We start from the raw sequence: 15,786 nt of genomic DNA, 5'->3' as shown, positions 1-15,786 counted from the left end.
CCGTGACCGACACGACCGCGGACCTGCGGGAGATCACGGCCGAGGACTACCCCGCCGTGCGGGGCCTGGTGGCCGGTCTGGAAGGGGACGCTCTCGTCCGGGCGGGCAGGGCCCTGGCCCGGCTGGATCCCGGCAAGGTGCTCGCCGCCCACCCCGGCACGCCCGCGCCGCTGATCGCGGTGACCGGGCACGGCACCCTGTCCGCGCTGGTGCCCGCGCTCACCGGCGAGCTGGCCCGGCACGGGCTGCTGGCGCGGGTGCGGCTGTCCGACTTCGACAGCTGGGTCTTCGACCTCGCGGATCCGGGCAGCGACCTCTACGCCGCCGCCCCCTCTCTGGTCCTCTGTGTCCTCGACCCGGCGCTCGTGGCCGACGAACTGCCGCTTCCCTGGCGGGTGGAGGACGTGGAGCGGGTCCTGGACGAGAAGACGGCGCTGGTCGAGCGGGCCGCCGAGGTGTTCGCCGCGACGGCCCGGGGCGCCACGCTCGTCCTCAACACGCTCCCGCTGCCCCGCTCGCTGACCGCGCAGCTCGTCGACCTCGGCTCACGGGCCCGGCTCGGAGCCGTGTGGCGGGAGGCCAACGCCCGTCTGCTGCGTCTGGTGGAGACCCGGCCCGAGGTGGTCACGGTGGATCTCGACCCGCTGCTCGCGGAGGGGGTCGCCGCCCATGACGTACGGCAGAGCGTGTACGCCAAGGCGCATCTGTCCGACGGGCTGCTGGCCGGCTACGCCCGCGAGATAGGCCATCTGGCGCGGCAGTCGGCGGGCGGGGCGAAGAAGGTGCTCGCCCTGGACCTGGACGACACCGTGTGGGGCGGTGTGCTCGGTGAGGCGGGCCCCGAGGGGATCGAGGTGGCGGGAAGCTATCGCGGAGAGGCCTTCCGGCGCTTCCAGGCGGTGGCGAAGCAACTGGGCTCCCAGGGGGTACTGCTGGCCGCCGTCAGCAAGAACGACCGGGAACCGGTGGTGAAGACCCTGCGAGAGCATCCCGAACTCACTTTGCGTGAAGATGACTTCGTGCAGGTGCGGGCCAACTGGCGGCCCAAACACGAGAACCTCGCCGAGCTGGCGGCCGACCTCAATCTGGGCACGGACAGCTTCGTCTTCGTCGACGACAGCTCCTTCGAGTGCGGCCTCGTCCGCCGTGAGCTGCCCGGCGTCGCGGTGCTCCAGGTGGGCCGGGAGCCCGCACTCCATGTCGAACGGCTGCTGCGCGACGGCTGGTTCGATGTGCGGGCCCTCACCGCGGAGGACCGGGCCCGGCCGGCCCGTTATCGCGAGGAGCGGGCGCGGCAGGACTTCCTGCACACCTTCGAGTCCCTCGACGGCTATCTGCGGGAGCTGGACATCTCCGTGACGCTCGCCCCCGTGGACGCGGCCAGGCTGGACCGGGTCTCCCAGCTCACTCTGCGCACCAATCAGTTCAACCTCACCACCCGGCGGCTGCAGCCCGCCGAGGTGCGGGCTCTGCACGACGATCCGGCGGTGCGGGTGCTCGCGATCGAATCGGCCGACCGGTTCGGGGACAACGGCCTGGTCGGCGTGGTGCTGCTGCGACGCCAGGCCGGGGTGCTGCACATCGAGAACTTCCTGCTGAGCTGCCGTGTCTTCTCGCGCGGCATCGAGCAGGCCGTCCTCGGCGCGGTACTGGGGCACGCCTTCGACAGCGGTGCCACCGAGGTACGGGCCGCGTATGCGCGGACCGCCCGCAACGGCAAGGTGGCGGACTTCTACCCCCGGGCCGGATTCGAGACGGTCCGCGAGGACGCGGACTCGGCCGACTTCCGGCTCGCGTCCCGGCCGGCCGCCGCAGCCGTCGATCACATCCGTCTCACCGCCCGTTTCGAAAGGACCCCCAGTGAAGACCGTCGATGATTTCGTCACGCTGCTGCGGGACGAACTCGCTTTGCCTGTCACCGCCGATGACCTCGGCCGGGGCCTGGACACCGTGGAATCCTGGGACTCGGTGCATCTGCTGGCGCTGTGCACGGTCCTGGAGCGCGAGACGGGGCGTTCGCTGCCGCTGGCCGATGTCCTGGAGGCATCCAGCCTGAAGGACGTGTATCTGCTGGCGGTCGCGCCGTGACCACCCCCGATACCGGTGAGCTGCTCCCCCGCCAGCGCAGGCACACGCTGTTCTTCCTGGAGGTGATCCGGGACTTCTCGCCGGTGTTCCTCGACACCGAGGTCGACATGAGCGGAGTGCTCGCCCACCGCGCGGCGGCGCTGGAGAGCGAGGGGGTGCGTTATGCGACCACCACGTACGTGCTGCGGGCCGCCGGCCGGGTGCTGGCCAAGCACCCGGACGCCAACGCGGCGGTGCGCGGCGGGCCCCGCCGGCTGAGGATCGCGCACTATCCGTTCGTCAACGGCAAGGTGGCCCTGGATCGCACCCTGGACGGGCGCCGGGTGGTGCTCGGCACCATCGTGCCCCATGTCCATGAGTCCGAACTGCCCGCCATACAGGAGCATCTGGAGCGCGTCCGGGACGGCGACCCGGAGAACCTGCCCGAGTTCGACGGGGTACGGAAACTGCACCGGGCCCCCTGGGCCGAGGGCCGCAAGGCCTTCCGCGCCGCGGCGGACTCGCTCGCCCTGCGGCCCCATCTCAACGGCACGTTCGCGGTCACCTCGCTGGGCCACCGCGCGGTCGACTCCTTCCATTCGGTGGGCGGCACGACGACCACGTTCGGGGTCGGCCGTGTCCTGGATCGGCCCGTCGTGCGGGAGGGCCGGATCGTGGTGGCTCCGGTGCTGCGGCTGAGTCTGGCCTTCGACCACCGGGTCATCGACGGCGCCGAGGCGGCAGACGTACTGACCGAGGTCAAGGAGGCGCTGGAAAGCGTATGAACGACATCGCGGAACTGAAGAACTTCGTCGTCGCCCACACCCGTTCGCAGGGCCTGCCGCCCGCGCACTACGATCCGCTGCTCTCCCGGATCGAGGACGACGAGAACGGCACCCCGGGGTCCTGGGTGCACGAGTGGAGCGCCGAGGGCGCCCGGCTGGAGGCCGAGGGCAAGCCGCTGGACGCCTCCGTGCACTACAACATGGCCAGATTCCCGTTCGTGGACGGTTCGGCGCGGCAGGAGGCCCTGGAGCGGTGCACCGCGTCGTTCGACACCTGGCGGTCGGACTTCCCGGCCGTGGAGCGGCTGGACATCGACCTCGCTGGCGGCCGGATCCGCTGCTGGACCGCGGGGCTCGACGCGTCGGACCCCAAGCCGTTGCTGGTGATGACCGGCGGGATCGTCTCCGTCAAGGAGCAGTGGGCGCCGGTGCTGCTCCAGCTCGGGGCGCTGGGCTTCGCCGGGGTGGTCACCGAGATGCCGGGCGTGGGCGAGAACTCCCTGCTGTACGGGGCCGACAGCTGGCAGATGTTCTCCGCCGTCCTGGATGCGGTCGGTGACCGGGCCGACACCTCCCGCACGTACGCCCTCGCGCTCAGCTTCAGCGGGCATCTGGCCCTGCGGGCCGCCCTGTACGACTCACGGATCAGCGGTGTCGTCGGCGCGGGGGCGCCGCTGCGCGACTTCTTCACGGACACCGCGTGGCAGCGCAAGGTCCCCCGGATCACCACGGACACGCTGGCCCATCTCACCCGGTCGAAGCCGGACGAGGTCTACGGGCTGATCGGGGACTGGGCGCTGTCGCCCGAGGAACTGGCGGCCCTGCGGATTCCGGTGGCGCATGTGACGAGCCTGCGGGACGAGATCATTCCGCCGGGTGATGCCCGGCTGCTGCGGGAGCGGGTGCGCGGGGTCCGGCTGCTGGCCCACGACGATGTGCACGGCTCGCCGCTGCACTTCGCGCAGACGCGCCTGTGGACGCTGCTGTCGGTGCTGCGGATGCGCGGCGGGTTCGGCGACCAACGGGTGGCACTGACCAGGGAGTTCGCACGGCTGCGGTACGGCGGGGGAAATCGGGCATGACCGGGACGAGAGCCCTCGACGGCGGCACTCGATGTCTGCGCAATGTGCTCGGACGGTTCGCGACGGGCGTGGTCGCCGTCGCTTCGCAGGACACGGCGACCGGCAGCCGGTCGGGGCTCGCTGCGAACTCGTTCTGCTCGGTCTCGCTCGATCCGCCGCTGGTCTCGTTCTGCGTCGCGGACACCAGCACCAGCTGGCCGCGCATCCGCGCCGGCGGGCTGCTGGGGATCAGCATCCTGGGGGTCGGGCAGCGGGAGGCCGCGTCCCGGCTGGCGGTGACCGGCGGTGACAAGTTCCACGGCATGCCCTGGGGCTCCTCGCCGGACGGCGCACCGGTCCTGGAGGGCGCGCTCGCCTGGCTGGAATGCTCGGTCGAGGCCGAGCACCCGGCGGGCGACCATGTGATCGTGGTCGCCCGGGTGCACCGGCTCGACGCGGTGGAGGACGGGGACCCGCTGCTGTTCTTCCGGGGCTCGTACGGACGGCTCAGCCGCTGACCTTGCCGGGGCCGCCGGCCGGTTCCGTACCGAAGGCGCGCAGGAAGGTGTCGACACCGGCGGTGACGACCTTCGCGACGTCGGCCGGGTCGAGGGGCCGGGTGCCCAGCGCGCTCATCCCGGGCAGCTCCTCGTAGACCAGCGCGATGAACTGGTTGGCCGCCCTGACCGGGTCCTCGACCCGCAGGTGCCCCGCGTTCGCGAGGCGGGCGAGCCGGCCCGCGAGCGCCTCGGTGAACTGGTTGGGCCCGCTGGCCCGCACCGCGTCGAAGAGGTCCGGGAAGCGCACGGCCTCCGCGTACAGCAGCCGGCGCACGGACTCGGACTGCTCGTCGCAGTAGCAGTCGACGAGCTTGGTGGCGAGGTCCTCCAGGCCCGGGCGCAGCTGGTCCGGGTCGGTCGGGAAGGCGGTGAGGACGTCGAGGGTCTTGGCGTTGGACCGGGCGGCGGTCTCCGTCATGACATGCCGGAACAGCTTCTCCTTCGACCCCAGGTGGTTGTAGATCGTCGGCTTGGACACCCCGGCCTCGGCGGCGATCACGTCCAGGCTCGCCTGTGCGTATCCGACCTGCGCGAAGACCCGCAGGGCGGCCTCCACGATCGCCCGGCGCTTGTCCAGCCGCCCTCGGTCCACCGGGCCACCGGCCGTCTCTTCGTTCTCGCCAACGCTCATGCAGCCATGCTACCGTGCCAGCCACAGAATTTAACTACCCAGTAAAATTTTCTGGGTAGAGTGGTTAAAAGGAGTTGCCGTGTCTGAAACAAAGGCGGCCGGGAGCGGGCCTGCCCGGCTCGATGCCGCTCTGCTCACGCTCGTCGGCGTCATGGTGCTCGGCGGGATGATGTCCTACCTGGACGCGACGATCGTCAACGTCGGGATCAGCACGCTGGGCGGCGAGTTCCACGCGACACTCGCCACCATCGAGTGGGTCACCACCGGCTATCTGCTCGCGGTCGCCCTGGCGATCCCACTGGCGGGCTGGGCCGTGGTCCGGTTCGGCGCCAAGCGCATGTGGCTGCTGGGCCTCTCGGTCTTCCTGATCGGCTCGACGCTCTGCGCCTTCGCCTGGAACGCGGAGAGCCTGATCGCCTTCCGCATCGTCCAGGGCTTCGGCGGGGGCATGGTCGACCCGATCATGATGACCGTCGTCGCGGGCGCCGCGGGGCCCGCAAGGATCGGCCGGGTCATGGGTCTGGTCTCCGTACCGATCACGCTCGGCCCGGTGCTCGGCCCCATCATCGGTGGGCTGCTGCTGGACAACTTCTCCTGGGAGTGGATGTTCCTGGTCAACATCCCCTTCGCGCTCGCCGCGATCGTGCTGGCGATCCGGGTGCTGCCCGCCGACCCGCCGCCGAGCGGTGACCCGGTGCCCCTCGACGCCCTGGGTGTCGCGCTGCTCTCCCCCGGATTCGCCGCGCTCGTCTACGCCCTGTCCCAGGCCGGCGGCGACGGCTTCGGCAGCACCAAGGTGATCGTGGGGCTGGCCGTCGGTGTCGCGCTGTTCGTCGCGTACGCCGTGCACGCCCTGCGCACCACCGTCACTCCGCTGCTAGATCTGCGGCTGTTCAGCAACAAGGGCTTCAGCGCCAGCGTGACCACCATGTTCCTGCTCGGCGGCGGTCTCTTCTCGCTCCTCTTCCTGCTGCCGCTGTACTACCAGCAGGTGCACAGCCACAGCGTCCTCGAATCCGGGCTGCTGCTCGCCCCGCTGGGCCTCGGCACCCTGATCGGCATGCCGATCGCCGGCAACCTCGCGGACAAGGTCGGCGCTCGCCGGCTGGTGCCCACCGGCGCTCTGCTCATCGGTCTCGGCGCCCTGGTCTTCACCGGCTCGGACTCCGGCACCTCGCAGATCGCGCTGACCGCCGCGCAGTTCGCCGCCGGCTTCGGCATGGGCCTGGTGGGCGCGCCCACCATGGGCTCGGTCTACAAGACGGTGCCGGGCGAGGCGGTCGCGGGCGCCACCGGCGCGGTGTTCATCCTCAACCAGATCGGGGCCTCGCTGGGCATCGCGGTGGTGGCATTGATCCTCCAGGGCGGCGGTTCCCACGCGGCCCCCACCGCCGACTCCTTCGGCAACGCCTTCTGGTGGCCGGTCGCCGCCGCCGTCGTGGTCTTCGCAGCCGGTCTGCTGCTGCCGGGGAAGCCCAAGCCGGAACCGGCCGCGGACGATACCCCGGCCGAGACGCCCGCCGAGACCGATCCGGTCACCGACCACGCCTGAGCCGCGCGCCCCGGCACGGGGCGCCCGGCGCTCCTCCCGCATGTGCATATCCGTCCAGCCCGCGCCGCCGGACCCCCGTCCGGCGGCGCGCTCCTTCCGGAGGTCTCCATGAGCCGACCCCTCGGCATCCCCCTGTCCGTGCTCGACGTGGTGCCCGTCTTCGAGGGCGGCTCCGCGACCCAGGCGCTGCGCGACACCGTCGCCCTGGCCCCGCGCGTCGAGGAACTCGGCTACCTGCGCTACTGGGTGGCCGAGCACCACAGCACCCCGAGCCTCGCCACCTCGGCGCCCGCCATCCTCGCCGGACGCCTGGCCGCCGCCACGACCACGTTGCGGGTCGGCTCCGGGGGCGTACTGCTGCCCAACCACGCCCCCCTGGTCGTCGCCGAGCAGTTCGGCACCCTGGAAGCCCTTCACCCCGGCCGCGTCGACCTGGGTCTGGGCCGCGCCCCCGGCACCGACCCGCACACCGCCCGCGCACTGCGCCGGGCACCCGAGCGGGGCGGGGACGACTTCTTCCACCAGGTCGCCGAGCTCAACGGCTACTTCGCACCCGCGGACCCCTCCTCCCCGATCACCGCCGTGCCGGCGGCCGACGGCAGGCCGGACCTGTGGATGCTCGGCTCCAGCCCGGCGAGCGCCGAGCTCGCCGGATCGCTGGGACTGCCGTACGCCTTCGCCCACCAGATCAACCCGCATGCCACGGCCTTCGCGCTGGACCGCTACCGCGAGACCTTCCGGCCCTCGCCCCATCTGGACCGGCCGCGCACCCTGATCTCCGCGCTGACCACCGTCGCCGACACGGACCGGGCCGCCCGTGAGGTCGCCGCGCCGTATCTGCTCGGAAAGATAAAGATGCGTACGGTACGGCGCTTCGACGCGTTCCCCTCCGCGCGGACGGCGGCCGGCCACGCGTACGCGGAGGCGGAGCTGCAGTTCCTGGAGGAGCTGGCTGAGCGCCAGTTGATCGGCGCACCGGACACCGTGCGCGACAAGCTGGCCGCGCTGGTGGAGCGCACCGGGGCCGACGAGCTGATGGCGCTGACCGTCGTCCCCGGCCAGGAGGAGCGGCTGCGCTCGTTCGAACTGCTGGCACAGGCGGCCCGGGAGGTCACTCCCGGCTCCTCCGAGGGCGTTTCAGCCCGGCTTTAGACGTACTCGCGACAGTACGTCCGGCACCCCTCACCTCGTTTCCATGTCCCGGAGTCCCCATATGCACCCGCGCCGTACCCCCCCGAAGAGCCGCTCTGCTGTCCGTCCTGCTGCTCGCCGCCACCGCCGCGTGCAGCTCCGACGGCGGCTCCGCCCCCGCCGCGCAGGCGAAACCCCGGAGCGGCGGCAGCCTCACCTACGCGGCGCAGCAGGAGCCGGACTGCTGGGACCCGCACACCAGCGCGCAGGACGTGACCGCCTTCGTCCAGCGGCCGGTCTTCGACTCGCTCGTCTACCAGACCCCGGACGGTGAGCTGGAGCCGTGGCTGGCGAAGTCGTGGAAGACCTCGGAGGGGGGCCGGACGTACACCTTCGCCCTGCGCGAGGACGTCACCTTCCACGACGGGAAGCACCTGGACGCGGCGGCGGTGAAGGCCAACTTCGACCACATCACCGCGAAGGCGACCCAGTCGCAGTACGCGGCGGGGCTGCTCGGTCCCTACGCGGGCACGACCGTGAAGGGGAAGTACGAGGTCGAGGTCCGCTTCAGCCGGCCGTACGCGCCGTTCCTCCAGGCCGCGAGCACCACGTATCTGGGGATAGCCTCGCCCGCGTCGCTGAAGGCGGGGGCCGACAAGCTCTGCGCGGGTACGGACTCCGTCGGATCCGGCCCCTTCGAGGCGGCCGCCTACACCCGGGGCCAGAAGCGCGGCTACACCAGGAACGCCGCTTACGCATGGGCGCCGAAGGGCGCCGGTCACAGCGGGCCCGCCCGCCTGGACTCCTTCACCGTGCGCTTCATCACCGAGGACGCCACACGGGTAGGGGCGCTGACTTCCGGTCAGGTCGACGCGGCGGCGGCCGTTCCGGCCAACCAGATCGGGTCCGTACGCAGGAACGCCCGGCTGGACGTCGTCGGCAAGGACGTCCCCGGCGCGGTCGACACGTTCTACCTCAACACCAAGAGCCCGCTGTTCTCGGACGCCCGGGTGCGCAAGGCGTTCCAGCGGTCCATCGATCTGGACGCCCTGGTGAAGTCGGTGTTCCAGGGCACCGGCACCCGTGCCTGGAGCACCCTGTCCCCCGCGACCCCGCACAGCTACGACTCCGGACTGGAGAAGAGCTGGCCCTACGACCGGGCGCTCGCCGGCCGGCTGCTGGACCAGGCGGGCTGGACGGGGCGCGACTCCGAGGGCTACCGGACGAAGAACGGCAAGCGGCTCACCGTGGTCGCCCCGGTCTACGGCACGGCCTCGGTGTTCTCCCAGGCCGTACAGGGCGATCTGAAGAAGGCCGGTATCCACTTGGACCTTGCCGCTTCCACCGACGCCACCGCGGTCTCCGCCCAGCTGGACGAGGGCCGCTACGACGTGGTCGAGACGTCGTGGGCGCGCGGCGACGGCGACATCCTCAGCAGCTTCTTCCTCTCCACCGAGTCGTCGGCGGGCGGCGGGCACAACTTCGCCAGGGTCGCCGACCCGCAGGTCGACACCTGGCTGAAGAAGGCACAGGGCGCCACGGCCCCGGACCAGCGTGCCGCGTACTACGCGCAGGTGCAGAAGTGGACGATCGACCAGGCAGCGGTGGTCCCCGCCTATGTCCAGAAGGCGTCGGTCGGTGTGAACAAGAAGGTGCACGGGCTGCGGCTCTCACTCTCGGCGTGGCCCGAGTTCTACGGCGCCTGGGTCGAGGCCGGCTGATGGCGGTCCCGCACATACCCGCCGCGATCCGGGCCGTCACGGCCCGGATCGGGGCGGCCGTCCTCGTTGTCTGGGGAGCCGCCACCTGCGCCTTCCTGGCGCTTCAGCTGATACCCGGCGATCCGGTCAGTGCGATCGTCGGTTCGAACGCGCTGGTCGGCGCCGAACAGCGCGAGGAGATACGCCACCACTACGGTCTCGACCGGCCGCTCGCCCTCCAGTACGGCTCGTATCTGAAGAAGCTGGTCTCCGGCGAGCTGGGCGACTCCTACCAGTTGCAGCAGTCGGTCTCCTCGCTGCTCGCCGAGCAGATCGGCGCCACCGCCCAACTCGCCCTGTGGTCCTCACTGGTGGCCGTGGTCCTGGCGGCCGCCGTGACCGTGCTGACCTCCGGGCGCTCGCGGTGGCCGCGCCGCGTGTCGACGGCGGTGGAGCTGATCGTGGTGTCCACGCCGTCGTTCTGGCTCGGCATCATGCTGCTGACGGTCTTCTCGTTCCGGCTGGGCTGGCTGCCGGTCTCCGACAGCGGGGACGCCCGCTCGCTGGTCCTTCCGGTGATCACGCTGGCGCTGCCGATCGCGGCGGTGCTCACGCAGGTGATGCGGGAGGGGCTGCTCGGCGCTCTGGAGCAGCCGTTCAGTCTCACCGCCCGGTCGCGGGGGCTCGCCGAGCACACGGTGCGCTCGCACCACGCGCTGCGCCATGCCGCGCTGCCGGCGCTCACCCTCACCGGCTGGTTCACCGGGACCCTGCTCGGCGGGGCCGTGGTGGTGGAGAACGTGTTCGCGCGCTCGGGCATCGGGCGGATCACCCTCCAGGCGGTGAGTGACCGCGATCTGCCGGTGGTGCAGGGCGTGGTGGCGCTGTCGGCCGTGGTGTTCGTGCTGGTCGGCGCGTTGGTGGAAGTGCTGTACGTGGTCGTGGATCCCCGGCTGCGCAAGGGAACGGGGGTGGCCGCCGCATGAGTGTGGAACAGGCCGTACGGGCCGGGGTACCGGTCCCTGCGGCCGGCAGGGTACGCAGGCGCCGGGTGCGGCCGGGGATGCTCGCCGCCGCCGTGCTGCTGGGGCTCATCCTGCTGGCCGCGCTGGCGCCCTCGCTGCTGGCGGGCGGCAGTCCGACCGACACGGACCCGGTGCACGCACTCCAAGCACCGGGCGGGTCCCACTGGTTCGGTACGGATCAGCTGGGCCGTGACGTCTTCACCCGGGTCGTGCACGGCACCCGCTACTCGCTGGCCATCGGTGCCGCGGCCACGGGCGCCGGGGTCGGGCTCGCGGTGGTGTGGGGGCTGGCCGCCGCACTGTCCGGCCGGTTCGGCGACGCCGTGCTGATGCGCGCCACCGACGCCCTGCTGGCGCTGCCGGGGCTGCTGCTCGCCCTGATGGTGGTCCTCATCGCGGGCAAGGGGGTGCTGGGCACCACGATCGCCGTCGCGGTGGGGACCGCACCGGGGTTCGCCCGGGTGGTGCGGGCCCAGGCGCTGGTCGTCAGGCGGTCGGGCTATGTGGAGTCCGCGGTGGCGCTGGGCGTTCCGCGTCCGCTGATCGTGCTGCGCCATGTGCTGCCCAACACGCTGGGGCCGCTGCTGGTGCTGGCGACGGTCACGCTGGGGGCGTCCATCTCGACCGGGGCGGCGCTGAGTTATCTGGGACTCGGCGCCCAGCCGCCGACGCCGGAGTGGGGTGCGATGCTCACGGAGGGCCAGGGTTTCCTCGACCAGGCCTGGTGGATCGCGCTCTTCCCGGGCCTGCTGCTGGTCGGCACGGTCCTCGCGGTCACCGTCGTGGGCCGCCACGCACAGGCACGAGCCGAAGGACGGGCCGCCTCATGACCACCGCATCGTCCCGGGGTACGGCCCCGGACTCCACGCAGACACGGGCCGGTGTGCCCGTCCAGGAGGTGGCCCCGCTGCTCGACGTGGCGGGTCTGAACGTACGGTTCGGCACCGGGCCCGGTCAGGTGCACGCCGTGCGGGACGCGTCGTTCTCCCTCGCCGGGGGCCGGTGCCTGGCCGTCGTCGGTGAGTCCGGGTCGGGCAAGAGCGCGCTGGCCCGCAGTCTGCTGGGCCTCGCCGGCCCGACCGCCGAGGTGACGGCCGGCAGGCTGCGCATCACGGGCCGGGAGGCCCGGGAGTTCGGTCCCCGGCAGTGGCGTGCGGTACGGGGCCGGCGCGTCGGGCTGGTCGCTCAGGACGCGCTCGTCGCCCTGGACCCGTTGCGGCCCGTCGGCAAGGAGATCGCGGAACCGCTGCTGACGCATCGGGTCGTCCCGCGCAAGGAGGCCGGGGAGCGCGTCCTCGCCCTGCTGGAGCGGGTCGGTGTGCCCGAGCCCGCCGAACGGGCCCGCGCCTATGTCCACCAGCTGTCGGGCGGGCTGCGGCAGCGGGCCCTGATCGCCTCGGCGATCGCGGCCGAGCCCGGTGTCCTGATCGCGGACGAGCCGACGACCGCGCTGGACGCCTCGGTGCAGTCACGGATTCTCGCGCTGCTCGGCGAGCTGAAGGAAGCCGGCACCGGTCTCCTCCTGATCAGCCACGACCTGGCGGTGGTGGAGGCGCTCGCGGACGAGGTCGCCGTGATGAAGGACGGCCGGATCGTGGAGTCGGGCCCGGTCGGCAAGGTGCTGGAATCACCGGAACACCCGTACACCAAGGCGCTGTTGTCGGCCATCCCGGGCAGCCGCCCCCGAGCGACCCGAGCCGCGGTGGCCTCGGACGACGCCGAGCCGCTCCTTGAGGTCTCCCGTGCCACCAAGGTGTTCAGGGGTGCGCGCGGCAGCCGCCGGACCGCGGTCGACGAGGTGTCGTTCGCGCTGCGGCCGGGGGAAACCCTCGGTTTGGTCGGCGAGTCCGGTTCGGGGAAGTCGACCCTGGCCCGCATGGTCCTCGGTCTGGTGGCGCCGGACGGTGGCACGGTGCGGCTGGCCGGAACCCCGTGGAGCACCCTGCGAGAGCATGAACGCAGGCAGTGGCGCCACACCCTGCAACTCGTGCCGCAGGATCCGCTCAGCGCCTTCGATCCGCGCTGGAGCGTGGCCCGGATCGTGGGCGAGGCCCTGGCCACGGCCGGCGTCGGGCGTGCGGAGCGGCAGGCCCGCACCGTACGGCTGCTGGAACAGGTCGGTCTGTCGGCGCAGCACCTGGAGCGCCGGCCGTTGGCCCTGTCCGGCGGGCAGCGCCAACGGGTCGCCATCGCGCGCGCCCTGGCGCCCTCGCCGCGGCTACTGGTGTGCGACGAGCCGGTCTCGGCGCTCGATGTGTCCGTACAGGCACAAGTACTGGACCTTCTGCGGCAGTTGCAGGAGGACCTCGGCCTGGCGACGCTCTTCATCTCGCACGACCTCGCGGTCGTCCGGGAGATCTGCGCACGGGTGCTGGTGATGAAGGACGGCCGGATCGTGGAGTCCGGACCGGTGGAGGAGGTGTTCGCGAAGCCCGCGCATCCGTACACCCGGGCCTTGCTGGAGGCGGTGCCACGGCGTGCGCGTACCGCACAAGAGCGGCTTTAGAACCGGCCAACACGCGACTGCGAGCCTCGACGGGCCAGTTTCGGACAAGTCGGAGGTCATCAGCCATGCCAGGCTCCCCAGCACCGTCCACGCCGCCACCGCCCGCCCCGGATCTGCCGCGGGCCGCCAGGCTGCCGTCCCTCACCGGGATGCGCTTCCTGGCGGCCCTGCTGGTCTTCGCGTTCCACACCACCTTCCAGACCCGGTTCTTCGAGGGCGGGCTGGGCGACACGCTGGGCGACACGTTCGCCAACGCCGGCTTCTACGGGGTGACGTTCTTCTTCGTCCTCAGCGGCTTCGTCCTGACCTGGTCGGCGCGGCCCGCGGAGGGCGCGCCCCGCGTCTGGCGGCGCAGGCTGGTGAAGATCTTCCCCAACCACCTCGTCACCTTCGTGGCCGCCGCCGCCCTGATGGCTGCCGCCTCCGAGGTGTTCACCACGAAGGGCGTCCTGGCCAACCTCTTCCTCGTGCAGGCGTGGATACCCCAGATCCAGGTGCCGAACACGATGAACGCCGTCAGCTGGTCGCTGTCGTGCGAGCTGTTCTTCTATCTCGCCTTCCCGTTCCTGCTGCCCTTCCTGGAGCGGCTGACGGCGCGCCGGCTGTGGACGCTCGCCGGTGTGCTCGCCGCACTCACCGTCCTGGTGCCGGCCGTCAGCAGCTGGGCCGTGGCCGGTACCCCGCTGCCGTTCATCGCCGACGGCTCGCTGTCCTTCGAGCAGATCTGGTCCGTCTACTTCTTCCCGCCGGTCCGGGCCATCGAGTTCGTGCTCGGCATGATCGCCGCCCGGCTGGTGCTGACCGGCGCGATCCCCCGCATCGCGCTGCTGCCCGCCGCCGCGATCGCCGTGGGCGGCTACGTCCTCAACGCGTCGGTGCCGTATCTGTACGGTGTCGCGGGAACCGGCGCCCTGTGGCTCACCCCGCTGGTCGTCGCCGCCGCGCAGGCCGATGTCCGGCAGACCGCCTCGCCCTTCCGGGGGCGGGTGCTGGTGCGGCTCGGCGAGCTCTCGTTCGCGTTCTACATGGTGCACGGGCTGGTGGTGACGTACGGCCACAAGTGGTTCGTCGCCGGCGAGGACCTGTCCGGTGCCGCGGCCGCCGCTCTGCTGCTCGCCGCCCTGCTGACCGCCCTCGCCCTGGCCCAGGCCCTGTTCACCTGGGTCGAGGCCCCCGCCGTACGGCGGTTCAGTGCTCCGCGCGCGAAGAATCCGGCAGCGTCCGAAGCGGCTCCACCGGCCGCACCCGCTCCTGCCGTCGCTCCACTCACTGTCCTGGAGGCCGGGGAATGACCGAGATCAGTACCGCTCCGTCGACGGAGAGCCAGGAGCTGCCCGCGTATCCGCAGGCGCGCGGCTGCCCCTTCCAGCCGCCCGCCGGCTACGACACGTACCGCGAGCAGGGACCGGTCTCGCTGGTCGAGCTGTACAACGGGCGCCGGGTCTGGGCGGTGAGCGGGCACGCGGAGGCCCGTCAGGTCCTGCTCGACGCGGCCACCTACTCCTCGGACCGGGTCCATCCGCACTACCCGGCCACCGCTCCCCGTTTCGAGTCGGCGCGCAAGGTCCGCAACTTCATCGGCATGGACCCGCCGGAGCACACCGTGCAGCGGCGCATGCTGCTCACCAACTTCACGGTCCGCAAGGTTCAGGCGCTGCGGCCCGGTATCCAGCGGCTCGTGGACGAACTGATCGACGCGATCGAGGCCAAGGGCCCGGTCGCCGATCTGGTTCCGGACTTCGCCCTGCCGGTGCCGTCCGTCGTGATCTGCGAGCTCCTCGGCGTCCCGTACACCGACCACGGGTTCTTCGAGCAGCAGTCCCGGCGGGTGGTCACCGGGACGACGAGTCTGGAGGACAGCGCCGACGCGTTCGCGCAGCTCGCCTCGTACCTCGACGGGCTGATCCGGCGCAAGGAGGAGGAGCCGGGCGACGGGCTGCTCGACACCCTGATCGCCGAGCAGCTCTCCACCGGTGCGCTCACCCGTCGCGATCTGGTCGACATCGCGCTGCTGCTGCTGGTCGCCGGACACGAGACCACGGCGAGCGCGATCGCGCTCGGCGTCCTCACCCTGCTGGAGAACCCGGAGCAGCTGGCGGCCCTGCGCGCCGACGAGTCGCTGCTGCCGGGCGCGGTCGAGGAGCTGCTGCGGTACATGGCGATCGCGGACGGCGTCGCCCGGTTCGCGACGGTCGACACGGAGCTCGGCGGGCACCGGATCCGGGCGGGTGACGGGGTGATCGTCGTCATCTCGTCGGCCAACCGGGACGACGAGGCCTTCCCTGCCGCAGACGCCTTCGACGTCGGGCGCGGCGCCCGCCACCACATCTCCTTCGGACACGGCGTCCATCAGTGCATCGGCCAGAACCTGGCCAGGGCCGAGATGGAGATCGCGCTGTCCACACTCTTCCGCCGGCTGCCGGGGCTGCGCCTCGCCGAACCCTCCGGGCAGCTGCCGGTCAAGGAACCGGGCGGTGTCCAGGGCATCTGGCGCCTGCCTGTCACATGGTGATCAGAAGGGAACCGGTATTCATGCACATCAAGGCCGATACACAGCGGTGTCTGGGCGCGGGTCAGTGCGTCCTGTCCGCCCCCGACCGCTTCGACCAGTCGGACGAGGGCACGGTCCTCGTCCTGGAGGACCGGGTGGACGGCGCGGCCGAGGAGGCGAGGCTGCGGGACACCGTGGCGCTCTGTCCCTCGCAGGCCATCGCTCTGGAGGCCTGAGCATGCCCGTCACGGGACGGCTGGCCGACGCGGTCGCGGAC

At 71.8% G+C, this 15,786-nt stretch carries 15 protein-coding genes; 14 read left to right on the top strand and 1 reads right to left on the bottom strand.

What is annotated here, in order from left to right; genetic code table 11:
* The first annotated feature begins 2 nt into the window (after nucleotides 1-2).
* The 5 genes from JGS39_RS03600 to JGS39_RS03580 are packed head-to-tail and all read left to right on the top strand — an operon-like array spanning nucleotide 3 to nucleotide 4,431.
* Nucleotides 3-1,877, top strand: coding sequence for an HAD-IIIC family phosphatase (locus JGS39_RS03600; protein ID WP_219567210.1), 1,875 nt, complete (start codon nucleotides 3-5; stop codon nucleotides 1,875-1,877).
* The gene (locus tag JGS39_RS03595) at nucleotides 1,861-2,088 is read left to right on the top strand and encodes an acyl carrier protein (protein WP_219567209.1); all 228 of its coding nucleotides are present in this window, start codon (nucleotides 1,861-1,863) and stop codon (nucleotides 2,086-2,088) included. The genes JGS39_RS03600 and JGS39_RS03595 overlap by 17 nt, the downstream gene beginning before the upstream one ends.
* Nucleotides 2,085-2,852, top strand: a complete 768-nt coding sequence (locus JGS39_RS03590) for a 2-oxo acid dehydrogenase subunit E2 (RefSeq protein ID WP_219567208.1) — start codon at nucleotides 2,085-2,087, stop codon at nucleotides 2,850-2,852. The genes JGS39_RS03595 and JGS39_RS03590 overlap by 4 nt, the downstream gene beginning before the upstream one ends.
* Complete coding sequence (locus tag JGS39_RS03585; protein ID WP_219567207.1) at nucleotides 2,849-3,934, top strand: alpha/beta fold hydrolase; 1,086 nt, start codon at nucleotides 2,849-2,851, stop codon at nucleotides 3,932-3,934. The genes JGS39_RS03590 and JGS39_RS03585 overlap by 4 nt, the downstream gene beginning before the upstream one ends.
* On the top strand, nucleotides 3,931-4,431 hold the full coding sequence (locus JGS39_RS03580; protein ID WP_219567206.1) for a flavin reductase family protein: 501 nt from the start codon (nucleotides 3,931-3,933) through the stop codon (nucleotides 4,429-4,431). The genes JGS39_RS03585 and JGS39_RS03580 overlap by 4 nt, the downstream gene beginning before the upstream one ends.
* Here the strand turns inward: JGS39_RS03580 and JGS39_RS03575 are convergent.
* Nucleotides 4,421-5,104: a TetR/AcrR family transcriptional regulator gene (locus JGS39_RS03575; RefSeq protein ID WP_219567205.1), complete on the bottom strand. Its 684-nt coding sequence runs from the start codon at nucleotides 5,102-5,104 to the stop codon at nucleotides 4,421-4,423. The two genes, JGS39_RS03580 and JGS39_RS03575, sit on opposite strands and share 11 nt — an antisense overlap.
* 79 nt (nucleotides 5,105-5,183) lie before the next feature.
* Here JGS39_RS03575 and JGS39_RS03570 point away from each other — a divergent pair, with 79 nt between their 5' ends.
* From JGS39_RS03570 to JGS39_RS03530, 9 genes are all read left to right on the top strand, one after another.
* Nucleotides 5,184-6,656: a DHA2 family efflux MFS transporter permease subunit gene (locus tag JGS39_RS03570; RefSeq protein WP_219567204.1), complete on the top strand. Its 1,473-nt coding sequence runs from the start codon at nucleotides 5,184-5,186 to the stop codon at nucleotides 6,654-6,656.
* Nucleotides 6,657-6,764: 108 nt separating this feature from the next.
* On the top strand, nucleotides 6,765-7,808 hold the full coding sequence (locus JGS39_RS03565) for an LLM class flavin-dependent oxidoreductase (protein WP_219567203.1): 1,044 nt from the start codon (nucleotides 6,765-6,767) through the stop codon (nucleotides 7,806-7,808).
* A gap of 251 nt (nucleotides 7,809-8,059) precedes the next feature.
* The gene (locus JGS39_RS03560; protein ID WP_308120156.1) at nucleotides 8,060-9,508 is read left to right on the top strand and encodes an ABC transporter substrate-binding protein; all 1,449 of its coding nucleotides are present in this window, start codon (nucleotides 8,060-8,062) and stop codon (nucleotides 9,506-9,508) included.
* Nucleotides 9,508-10,473 (top strand): ABC transporter permease, encoded by a 966-nt coding sequence (locus tag JGS39_RS03555; protein WP_219567202.1) that lies wholly within the window; start codon nucleotides 9,508-9,510, stop codon nucleotides 10,471-10,473. Before JGS39_RS03560 ends, JGS39_RS03555 begins: the two co-directional genes overlap by 1 nt.
* Complete coding sequence (locus JGS39_RS03550; RefSeq protein ID WP_219567201.1) at nucleotides 10,470-11,342, top strand: ABC transporter permease; 873 nt, start codon at nucleotides 10,470-10,472, stop codon at nucleotides 11,340-11,342. The genes JGS39_RS03555 and JGS39_RS03550 overlap by 4 nt, the downstream gene beginning before the upstream one ends.
* Complete coding sequence (locus JGS39_RS03545; RefSeq protein ID WP_219567200.1) at nucleotides 11,339-13,018, top strand: dipeptide ABC transporter ATP-binding protein; 1,680 nt, start codon at nucleotides 11,339-11,341, stop codon at nucleotides 13,016-13,018. Before JGS39_RS03550 ends, JGS39_RS03545 begins: the two co-directional genes overlap by 4 nt.
* Nucleotides 13,019-13,083: 65 nt before the next feature.
* The gene (locus JGS39_RS03540; protein WP_219567199.1) at nucleotides 13,084-14,310 is read left to right on the top strand and encodes an acyltransferase family protein; all 1,227 of its coding nucleotides are present in this window, start codon (nucleotides 13,084-13,086) and stop codon (nucleotides 14,308-14,310) included.
* Entirely contained in the window at nucleotides 14,307-15,530 is a 1,224-nt protein-coding gene (locus JGS39_RS03535) for a cytochrome P450 (protein ID WP_219567198.1), read from the top strand. The genes JGS39_RS03540 and JGS39_RS03535 overlap by 4 nt, the downstream gene beginning before the upstream one ends.
* Before the next feature lie 20 nt (nucleotides 15,531-15,550).
* The gene (locus JGS39_RS03530; protein ID WP_136326119.1) at nucleotides 15,551-15,745 is read left to right on the top strand and encodes a ferredoxin; all 195 of its coding nucleotides are present in this window, start codon (nucleotides 15,551-15,553) and stop codon (nucleotides 15,743-15,745) included.
* Nucleotides 15,746-15,786: the final 41 nt, after the last annotated feature.

Source organism: Streptomyces poriferorum (genome assembly GCF_019399235.1).
In the GTDB taxonomy this organism is placed as follows: domain Bacteria; phylum Actinomycetota; class Actinomycetes; order Streptomycetales; family Streptomycetaceae; genus Streptomyces; species Streptomyces poriferorum.
This window is presented reverse-complemented; position numbering and strand designations above follow the sequence as displayed.

Excerpts from the sequence above, each read along its gene's own strand:
- JGS39_RS03545 (WP_219567200.1), top strand. The coding sequence starts at position 11,339 with ATGACCACCGCATCGTCCCGGGGTACGGCCCCGGACTCCACGCAGACA.
- JGS39_RS03555 (WP_219567202.1), top strand. The coding sequence starts at position 9,508 with ATGGCGGTCCCGCACATACCCGCCGCGATCCGGGCCGTCACGGCCCGG.
- JGS39_RS03565 (WP_219567203.1), top strand. The coding sequence starts at position 6,765 with ATGAGCCGACCCCTCGGCATCCCCCTGTCCGTGCTCGACGTGGTGCCC.
- JGS39_RS03575 (WP_219567205.1), bottom strand. The coding sequence starts at position 5,104 with ATGAGCGTTGGCGAGAACGAAGAGACGGCCGGTGGCCCGGTGGACCGA.
- JGS39_RS03550 (WP_219567201.1), top strand. The coding sequence starts at position 10,470 with ATGAGTGTGGAACAGGCCGTACGGGCCGGGGTACCGGTCCCTGCGGCC.
- JGS39_RS03535 (WP_219567198.1), top strand. The coding sequence starts at position 14,307 with ATGACCGAGATCAGTACCGCTCCGTCGACGGAGAGCCAGGAGCTGCCC.
- JGS39_RS03540 (WP_219567199.1), top strand. The coding sequence starts at position 13,084 with ATGCCAGGCTCCCCAGCACCGTCCACGCCGCCACCGCCCGCCCCGGAT.
- JGS39_RS03530 (WP_136326119.1), top strand. The coding sequence starts at position 15,551 with ATGCACATCAAGGCCGATACACAGCGGTGTCTGGGCGCGGGTCAGTGC.
- JGS39_RS03580 (WP_219567206.1), top strand. The coding sequence starts at position 3,931 with ATGACCGGGACGAGAGCCCTCGACGGCGGCACTCGATGTCTGCGCAAT.
- JGS39_RS03585 (WP_219567207.1), top strand. The coding sequence starts at position 2,849 with ATGAACGACATCGCGGAACTGAAGAACTTCGTCGTCGCCCACACCCGT.